Source organism: Caenimonas terrae (assembly GCF_042655405.1).
Taxonomy (GTDB): domain Bacteria; phylum Pseudomonadota; class Gammaproteobacteria; order Burkholderiales; family Burkholderiaceae_C; genus Ramlibacter; species Ramlibacter terrae_A.
The window spans coordinates 99,390-107,841 of the sequence record NZ_JBHSMF010000009.1 but is presented as its reverse complement, the minus strand read 5'-3'; the positions used below and the strand labels follow the sequence as shown (position 1 = coordinate 107,841).

Genomic DNA, 8,452 nt, shown 5'->3' with positions numbered 1-8,452 from the left:
GCGGCGCGGGCGGCGCGGGCGGTGCCGACGGCTCCGGCTCCGGCGTCGCCGCCGCGGCCGCGGCCGCGGGTTCGGGCTCCTGCAGGTTGGCCGTGGCGTCGAACACCTCGGCGCATTGCCCGCAACGCACCCAGCCTTCGGAAATCCGGAGTTGGTCGGGGACGACTTTGAACATCGTCCCGCAAGCGGGGCACCGGGTGATCAGGCTCATGAGCGGCAGATTGTATCGGCCACCTTCCGGCCGGAGGCGGTCAGAGGCGGGCCGTCATGAGCACCCAGCCGTCCTCGGTGTCAGCGACGTCGAGCCGGGCGTAAGGGGCGTAGGCCTGCTTCAACTCCTCGGTCTGGCGCTCCAGGATGCCTGCCAGCACCAGCGAGCCGCCCGGCGCCACATGGGCGCACAGCAGCGGCGCCAGCACCTTCAGCGGCGACGCCAGGATGTTGGCCAGCACGGTCTGGTACTTGCCTTGCGCGCGTTCCGGCAGGCCGGCGTGCAGCACCACGTCGTTGGCCAGCGCATTGGCCTGCGTCGACTGCACCGCCGCCTCGTCGATGTCCACCGCGTCGATGTCGGTGGCGCCGAACTTGGCGGCACCGATCGCCAGGATGCCGGAGCCGCAGCCGTAGTCGAGCACCCGCTGGCCGGCCAGCTGCTGGCGGGCGATCCAGCGCAGGCACATGCGGGTGGTCGGATGGGTGCCGGTGCCGAAGGCCAGTCCGGGGTCGAGCCGGATCACTTGCCGGGCCTGGTCGGGCGGCTGGTGCCAGGTCGGCACGATCCAGAACTGCGGGGTGATCTCCACCGGGGCGAACTGCGACTGGGTCAGCCGCACCCAGTCCTGCTCCGGCACGTCCTCGACGCCGGCGACCTGGCAGCCGTCGAAGAAGTCCTGGGCCTGCAGCAGCGCGCCCGCTTCGCGGGCAGCCTCCTCGGTGGGAAACAGCGCGATCACGCGGGAGCGGTTCCAGCCGCCGCGCGGCGGCGGCATGCCGGGCTCGCCGAACAGCGCCTGCTCGGAATCGGTCTGGGCGTCGGCGTCTTCCACCGAGACACTCAGCGCGTCCAGCGCCTCCAGGGCGTCGGACACGGCATCGACCCGGTCCTGCGGAACCAGCAGGCGCAGCTCGAACATCTGGCTCAGGCCTTCAGGGCCTTATGCCGCGACAGCCACTCTTCGAGATAGTGGATGTTGGTGCCGCCGGCCATGAACTTGGCATCCACCATCAGCTCGCGGTGCAGCGGGATGTTGGTGTTGATGCCCTCGATCACCGTCTCCAGCAGCGCGGTGCGCATCCGCGCCAGCGCCTGTTCGCGGGTGTCGCCGTGCACGATGATCTTGCCGATCATCGAATCGTAGTTCGGCGGCACGAAGTAGTTGGTGTAGATGTGCGAGTCCACCCGCACACCGGGACCGCCCGGCGCGTGCCAGGTGGTGACGCGCCCGGGCGAGGGCACGAACTTGTACGGGTCCTCGGCATTCACCCGGCATTCGATGGCGTGGCCGCGCAGCGCGATGTCGCGCTGGGCGAATGGCAGCTTCTCGCCGGCCGCGACCATGATCTGCGTCTTGACGATGTCGATGCCGGTGATCAGCTCCGTCACCGGATGCTCCACCTGGACCCGGGTGTTCATCTCGATGAAATAGAACTCGCCGCCTTCATACAGGAACTCGAAGGTGCCGGCGCCGCGGTAGCCGATCTTCTTGCAGGCGGCGACGCAGCGCTCGCCGATCTTCTCGATCAGCTTGCGCGGGATGCCCGGCGCCGGCGCTTCCTCGATCACCTTCTGGTGGCGGCGCTGCATCGAGCAGTCGCGCTCCCACAGGTAGACCCCGTTCTTGTGCTTGTCGCACAGGATCTGGATCTCGATGTGGCGCGGGTTCTGCAGGAATTTCTCCATGTAGACCGCCGGATTGCCGAACGCCGCGCCGGCTTCCGCCTTGGTCATCTGCACCGCGTTGATCAGGGCCGCCTCGGTGTGGACCACCCGCATGCCGCGGCCGCCGCCGCCGCCGGCCGCCTTGATGATGACCGGGTAGCCGACCGCCTTGGCGGTGCGGCGGATGATCACCGGGTCGTCCGGCAACTCGCCCTCGGAGCCGGGCACGCAGGGCACGCCGGCCTTGATCATGGCCTGCTTGGCCGAGACCTTGTCGCCCATGGTGCGGATGTTCTCGGGCGTCGGTCCGATGAACTGGAAGCCGCTCTTCTCGACGCGCTCGGCGAAATCGGCGTTCTCCGACAGGAAGCCGTAGCCCGGATGGATGGCTTCGGCGTCCGTGACCTCGGCGGCCGAGATGATCGCCGGCATGTTCAGATAGCTCTGTGGCGACGGGGCGGGTCCGATGCAGACCGCCTCCTCCGCCAGCTTGACGTACTTGGCTTCGCGGTCGGCTTCGGAATAGACCATCACCGCCTTGACGCCGAGCTCGCGGCAGGCCCGCTGGATCCGCAGTGCGATTTCGCCCCGATTGGCGACCAGGATTTTCTTGAACATGGGCCTTGCTTATTCGATCACGACCAGCGCCTGCCCATATTCCACGGCCTGGCCGTTCTGGCACAGGATCTGGGTGACGGTGCCGGACTTGTCGGCTTCGATCTCGTTGAGGATCTTCATCGCCTCGATGATGCAGATCGTCTCGCCTTCCTTGACCTGGCTGCCCACCTCGATGAACGGTTTGGCGCCGGGGCTGGAAGACCGGTAGAACGTTCCCACCATAGGCGACTTGACGGTGTGGCCGGCCGGCACTTGCGGCACGGCAGGGGCCGCGGCGGGTGCCAGCGCGGCTCCGGCCGCCTGCAGCGGTGCTGCATAGGCCTGGGCCGGCATCGCGTGGCCGGTGGCGACGCCGCCCTTGACGATCCTGACCTTGCCTTCGGCTTCGGTGATCTCGAGTTCCGAAACGTTCGACTCGGATACGAGGTCGATCAGCGTCTTCAGCTTGCGCAAATCCATGTGCTCTCCAGCGGATGCAACAAAAGGAACGCGAATTTACTCCAATTCACGCTTACTTTGATTTTCTTCCGCTATTTCTCGCGATTTTATTTTTTGACGAGGCCGCTGCCTGGGCACCGGCCGACACGCCGGCGGGTCAGGCCTGCCTGGCCCACTCCGCCAGTTCGCCGGCGGTGAGGCGTCCCATTCTACGGTGGAGCACTCCCCCAACGGCAGAGACGACGACGCTGAACGGTAGCGCCCCGCTGGCATTGCCCAACGATCTGCCCAACTCGGTCCCTTCCAGCCCGCCGAGCCCGACCGGAAAAGTGACCGGCGTGCGCAGCAGGAAGCTGCGCACGGCACTGGGCTGGTCGAGCGCCAAGCCGACAACTTGCCAGCCGTTGCCTGCGTGTTGGCGGTAAAAGGCGTCGATCATCGGTAACTCTTCGACGCAGGGCGGACACCAGGTGGCCCAGAAGTTGATCAGCAGCGGCTTGCCGCGAAAGGCAGCCATCGGCAGCGCGGCGCCCTGCGGCGTCTGGAAGCTGGTGGACCAGAACGAGTCCAGCGCGTTGGAGGGTGCTTGCGTCGGCGCGTACTTCCACCAGGCCAGCCCGGCTCCGGCGGCCGCGGCGGCGGCAGCGACACCGCCGTAAAGGAAGCGGCGCCGGCTGCTCGTGCCGGAGGGCGTGGGGGGTGCTTTGGCCGTGGAATCCATCACGCTATTGTCCCAGCAACGCGCGCACCGCGGCGATGTCCCCGCGCGGCGTGCGGCCCTTGGCATCCGGACGCAGGGCGCCTCGCACGTCGTCGTGGTCGTAGACCAGAAGGTGCACGCCGATCGGCTCGCCCAGCTCGGGGCTCATGCTGGACAGGCTCAGGGCGTCCACCGTTTCGCCGTGGAAGCCGGTGACGGCGCGGGCTTCGTAATCCACGTTGTGTTCGATCAGGGCGATCTCGGCCGACTTGGGATCGTCGCAGAACAGTTGCAGGTAGATGTCCGACAGGCGGGTCGCCGTTCCATGCCACACCGCGCCGCCCAGGTACGGGCGGAACTGCGCCAGCCGCTCCATCCACGTCAGCGCCAGCCGCCGCAGCGCCTCCAGTTCGCCCGGCTGGGTGTCCGCGCAGAACAGCTCGATGTACTCGCGCACCGAGTCTTCCACCTCGTCGTTGTCCGGCAGGGCGGTGCGCGGCGGCAGCCCCAGTTGGCGGACGGCGCGCCGCTTGGCGGGCCCGTATTCCAGGCCCTCCTCCACCACCATCCGCGCAGCCGTGGCCGCGATTTCCGATTTCAGGTTGTCCATCAGGGAAGATTCTGCCGCCAGCGGCCGCGACCGGACGTAAAGTGACCCGGCTACCAGGAGGCCGCATGCACAGCACGATGATGGACGTCCCGCTTTCGATCAACCACCTGCTGGAGCGGGCCGGCCGGCTGTTCGCCGGCAACGAGATCGTTTCCCGGCTGCCGGACAAGAGCCTGCGCCGCCACAGCTTCGGCGACTTCCACCGGCGCGCCCGCGCCCTCGCGTCGGCCCTGAAGAAGATGGGAATGAAGAAAGGCGACCGGGTCGCGACCCTGTGCTGGAACCATCACGCCCACCTGGAGTGCTACTTCGGCATCCCGGCGGCCGGCGGGGTGATGCACACGCTGAACCTGCGGCTCTCGCCCGACGAGATCGGCTGGATCGCAGGCGACGCCCAGGACCGCTTCCTGGTGGTGGACGACGTGCTGCTGCCGCTGTACCGGCAGGTTGCGCCCCTGCACAAGTTCGAGCAGGTGATCGTGGTCCCGTTCTCGGGCGCGCCGGTGGCGCCCGACTTCATCGACTACGAGCGGCTGCTGGCCGACGCCGACCCGGACGGCTTCGAGTACGAACCGCACGCCGAGGACGACCCGGTGGCCATGTGCTACACGTCCGGCACCACGGGGCGGCCCAAGGGGGTGGTCTATTCGCACCGCTCCACCGTGCTGCACACGCTGGTGGCGAGCCTGGGCGATTTCTGGGGACTGCGCGGCACGGACGTGGTGCTGCCGGTAACGCCCATGTTCCATGCCAACAGCTGGGGCATCCCGTATGGCGCTGTCATGCTGGGCGTCAAGCTGGTGTTTCCGGGGCCGCACCTGCATCCCGAGGACCTGCTGGACCTGATGCAGCTGGAGCCGCCGACGCTGGCGCTGGGCGTGCCGACCATCTGGATGAGCCTGATCCAGGCCTTCGATGCCTCGCAGGACGAGGGCTCTCCCAACCAGGGGCGCTGGACGCTGCCCCGGGGGATGCGCTCGCTGGTGGGTGGGGCCGCGGTGCCGGAGGCGCTGATCCGCGCCTTCGACCGGCACGGCATCTGGATCCTGCAAGGCTGGGGCATGACAGAGACCTCGCCGGTCTGCACCGTCTCCTATCCGCGTGCCGAGCTGCGCCAGGCCACGCAGGACGAGCGTTACCGCCGCGCCGCGATGGCTGGCGTGCCGGTGCCGCTGGTGGACCTGCGGGTGCGCGGCGACGACGGCGGCGACCAGCCCTGGGACGGCAGCAGCGTCGGCGAGATCCAGGTGCGCGGCCCCTTCATCACCGGCAGCTACCACCAGGTGCCGGTCGACCCCGACAAGTTCACCGACGACGGCTGGCTGCGCACCGGCGACGTCGCCGCCGTCGACGCCCTGGGCTTCGTGCGGATCACCGACCGGACCAAGGACCTGATCAAGTCCGGCGGCGAGTGGATCAGCTCGGTCGACCTGGAAAACGCGATCATGGGCCATCCTGCCGTGGCCGAAGCGGCGGTGATTGCGATCCCGGACCTGAAGTGGAGCGAGCGGCCGCTGGCCTGCGTGGTCCTCAAACCGGGCCAGGCGGCGACGCCGGAGGATTTCAGCGCCCATCTGCTGAAGCACGGCTTTGCCAAGTGGCAGTTGCCGGATCGTTACGAGTTCATCGACGCCGTGCCGCGCACGTCGACCGGCAAGTTCTGGAAGATGAAGTTACGGGAGCGCTTCGCGGGGCACCGATAATCCGCGCCCATGCACATTCATATTCTGGGGATCTGCGGCACGTTCATGGGAGGCGTCGCCGCGCTGGCACGGGAAGCAGGGCACAAGGTCACTGGCTGCGACACGGGGGTCTATCCGCCGATGAGCGACCAGCTGCGGGCGCTGGGGATCGAACTGATCGAAGGCTACGGCGCGCAGCAGATGGCGCTCAAGCCCGACGTCTGGGTGGTCGGCAACGTGGTGTCGCGGGCCCGCGGCGCCGACGGCCAGCCGCGCTATCCGCTGATGGAGGCCATCCTGGATGCCGGCGAGCGCTACACCAGCGGGCCGCAGTGGCTGGCGGAGAACCTGCTGCAGGGCCGCCACGTGCTGGCGGTCGCCGGCACCCACGGCAAGACCACCACCACTTCGATGCTCGCCTGGATCCTGGAATACGCAGGGAAGAATCCCGGCTTCCTGGTGGGCGGTGTGCCGCTCAATTTCGGCATCTCGGCGCGCACCGGCAGCGGGCACACGTTCGTGATCGAAGCCGACGAATACGACACCGCCTTCTTCGACAAGCGCAGCAAGTTCGTCCACTACCGGCCGCGCACGGCAGTGCTGAACAACCTCGAGTTCGACCACGCCGACATCTTCGACGACCTGGCCGCGATCGAGCGCCAGTTCCATCACCTGGTGCGCACCGTGCCGGCATCCGGCCGGATCGTGGTGAACGGGCTGGAGGAGAGCCTCGCCCGCGTGCTGCATCAGGGCTGCTGGAGCGAGGTGCGCAGCTTCGGGGCCGCCGTCAGCGATTTCAGCGCCCGGGGCGACGCCGATGCGTTCGAGGTGCTGGAGCGCGGCAAGCCGGCCGGCAGGGTGCAATGGGCGCTGAGCGGGGTGCACAACCAGCTCAATGCGCTGGCCGCCATCGCCGCGGCGCAGCACGTCGGGGTCGCGCCCGAAGTCAGCGCCGCCGCGTTGTGCGGCTTCCACAATGCCAAGCGCCGGATGGAGACGCTCGGCGTGGTCAACGGCATCACGGTCTACGACGACTTCGCCCACCACCCCACTGCGATCCGCACCACCGTCGACGGCCTGCGCCGCAAGATCGGCGCGCAGCGCATCCTGGCGGTGTTCGAGCCGCGCAGCAACACGATGAAGCTCGGGACCATGAAGTCGCAGCTGCCCTGGAGCCTGGAGCAGGCCGACCTGGCGTTCTGCCACAGCGGCGGCCTGGGCTGGGACCCGCGCGAACCGCTGGCGCCGATGGGCGCGCGGGCCATGGTGGCGGGGTCGGTGGACGAACTGCTGCAGCAGGTGCTGCGTGAGGCCCGTCCCGGCGATCACGTGCTTTGCATGAGCAACGGCGGCTTCGGCGGCTTCCACGCCCGCCTGCTGGCCGCGCTGGCCGCCGCCGGCTAGCGCCGCACCAGGGGCATCGGCAGGGTGAAGTCGGCGCTGCCGTGGCGCGCGCCCGGCCGCATGCGCGGCGGCTGCGTCGAGGGCATCGACTCCGTCTCCAGGCCGGACGGAACGATGCTGTGCTGGATCCCCTGGCTCGGTTCGCTGTCGTCACCGCCGGGGACCGTGCGCGTCACGCTCGCCCGCTTCGGGTTGGACGTGATCGTGCCCACCAGGTAAAGCGCCGCGAGCGCCTTGGCCATCGCCGGGGCCGCCATGCCGGTGCGCTGCTGCAGTTCGGCGAAGGTGCCGGCGGCCGCAGACAGTTCGCGCATCAGCAGCATGTGGCCGTCGGACAGCAGCCGTTGCTGCAGCCGCGGCGGCCGGCGGAAATACAGCAGGCCGCTGCGGTAGCGCTTGGGCAGCACGTCGCGGGTGGTCCGCACGGCGTACTGCCACATCAGCTCGGACAGCGTGGTGCGCACAAACGAATCGGGGATCTCGGTGCGCTCGGGCTGGCGCACCCACATCGCATCGTCGAAATCGGCCGGGCCGGCGCTGGGGAACACGCCGATGTCGCCCTTCATGTCCACCACCGCCAGCAGGCGGGCATTCAGGATCACGTGGTACATGCCGGAGCCCAGCACGCTTTCCTGTTCGATGATGCGCGCGGCCAGCGAGAACTGGGCGGCGACCGGTTGCAGCCAGCCCTCGAACTTCTCCAGCACCGCGTTGATGCTGGGGATGGACTCGGGGTCGAAGGTGTAGCTCGAGTTCGGCGGGGTGAATACGGTGGGCAGCGAGAAGCCGACGGGACGATCGACCTCCTGCAGGTCGATCTGGAGCGAACGCTCACTCGGGATGGCGGGCAGGATCCGGATTGTGCCGTCGGTGATTCGCTGGGTCCTGGGACCGCTCAGCCACCAAGCGTCCGAATCGCCGAAATGGCCGATCTGCCAAACATGCCGCCCCGGCGCGGACCGCCTGAGCAGGGCGTCCAGCTCGGCGACCTGCCGGGCAGCGAAGCCAGCCAGTCCGAGTCGCAGTACCGGGAGTTCAATTGACATGTTGCGTCCTTCACAGGGGGTGTCCTGCCTACAGGAATTAGCAACAAATGTAATCTAGAGGTTACTATTTGTAAA

Annotated in this window: 9 protein-coding genes; 2 read left to right on the top strand and 7 right to left on the bottom strand. The window is 68.2% G+C overall.

The annotated features are described in order from the left end of the window. From ACFPOE_RS14170 to ACFPOE_RS14145, 6 genes are all read right to left on the bottom strand, one after another. Positions 1-211 (bottom strand): zinc-ribbon domain-containing protein (locus ACFPOE_RS14170; RefSeq protein ID WP_376850774.1); only part of this gene is annotated, 211 nt, incomplete at its 3' end. A 40-nt stretch (positions 212-251) separates the two neighbouring features. Next, positions 252-1,133 (bottom strand): 50S ribosomal protein L11 methyltransferase, encoded by an 882-nt coding sequence (prmA, locus tag ACFPOE_RS14165; RefSeq protein WP_376850773.1) that lies wholly within the window; start codon positions 1,131-1,133, stop codon positions 252-254. 5 nt (positions 1,134-1,138) lie between these two features. Continuing rightward, complete coding sequence (gene accC, locus ACFPOE_RS14160) at positions 1,139-2,497, bottom strand: acetyl-CoA carboxylase biotin carboxylase subunit (RefSeq protein ID WP_376850772.1); 1,359 nt, start codon at positions 2,495-2,497, stop codon at positions 1,139-1,141. Positions 2,498-2,506: 9 nt separating this feature from the next. Next, positions 2,507-2,956, bottom strand: a complete 450-nt coding sequence (accB, locus tag ACFPOE_RS14155) for an acetyl-CoA carboxylase biotin carboxyl carrier protein (protein ID WP_376850771.1) — start codon at positions 2,954-2,956, stop codon at positions 2,507-2,509. A gap of 136 nt (positions 2,957-3,092) precedes the next feature. Next, complete coding sequence (locus ACFPOE_RS14150) at positions 3,093-3,656, bottom strand: TlpA disulfide reductase family protein (protein ID WP_376850770.1); 564 nt, start codon at positions 3,654-3,656, stop codon at positions 3,093-3,095. A 4-nt stretch (positions 3,657-3,660) separates the two neighbouring features. After that, complete coding sequence (locus ACFPOE_RS14145; protein ID WP_376850769.1) at positions 3,661-4,245, bottom strand: hypothetical protein; 585 nt, start codon at positions 4,243-4,245, stop codon at positions 3,661-3,663. Between the two features lie 65 nt (positions 4,246-4,310). Here ACFPOE_RS14145 and ACFPOE_RS14140 point away from each other — a divergent pair, with 65 nt between their 5' ends. Further along, the gene (locus ACFPOE_RS14140) at positions 4,311-5,948 is read left to right on the top strand and encodes a long-chain fatty acid--CoA ligase (RefSeq protein WP_376850768.1); all 1,638 of its coding nucleotides are present in this window, start codon (positions 4,311-4,313) and stop codon (positions 5,946-5,948) included. A gap of 9 nt (positions 5,949-5,957) precedes the next feature. Next, positions 5,958-7,331, top strand: a complete 1,374-nt coding sequence (gene mpl, locus ACFPOE_RS14135) for a UDP-N-acetylmuramate:L-alanyl-gamma-D-glutamyl-meso-diaminopimelate ligase (RefSeq protein ID WP_376850767.1) — start codon at positions 5,958-5,960, stop codon at positions 7,329-7,331. Here mpl and ACFPOE_RS14130 read toward each other — a convergent pair. Beyond that, on the bottom strand, positions 7,328-8,377 hold the full coding sequence (locus ACFPOE_RS14130; protein WP_376850766.1) for a hypothetical protein: 1,050 nt from the start codon (positions 8,375-8,377) through the stop codon (positions 7,328-7,330). The two genes, mpl and ACFPOE_RS14130, sit on opposite strands and share 4 nt — an antisense overlap. Between the last annotated feature and the right edge of the window lie 75 nt (positions 8,378-8,452).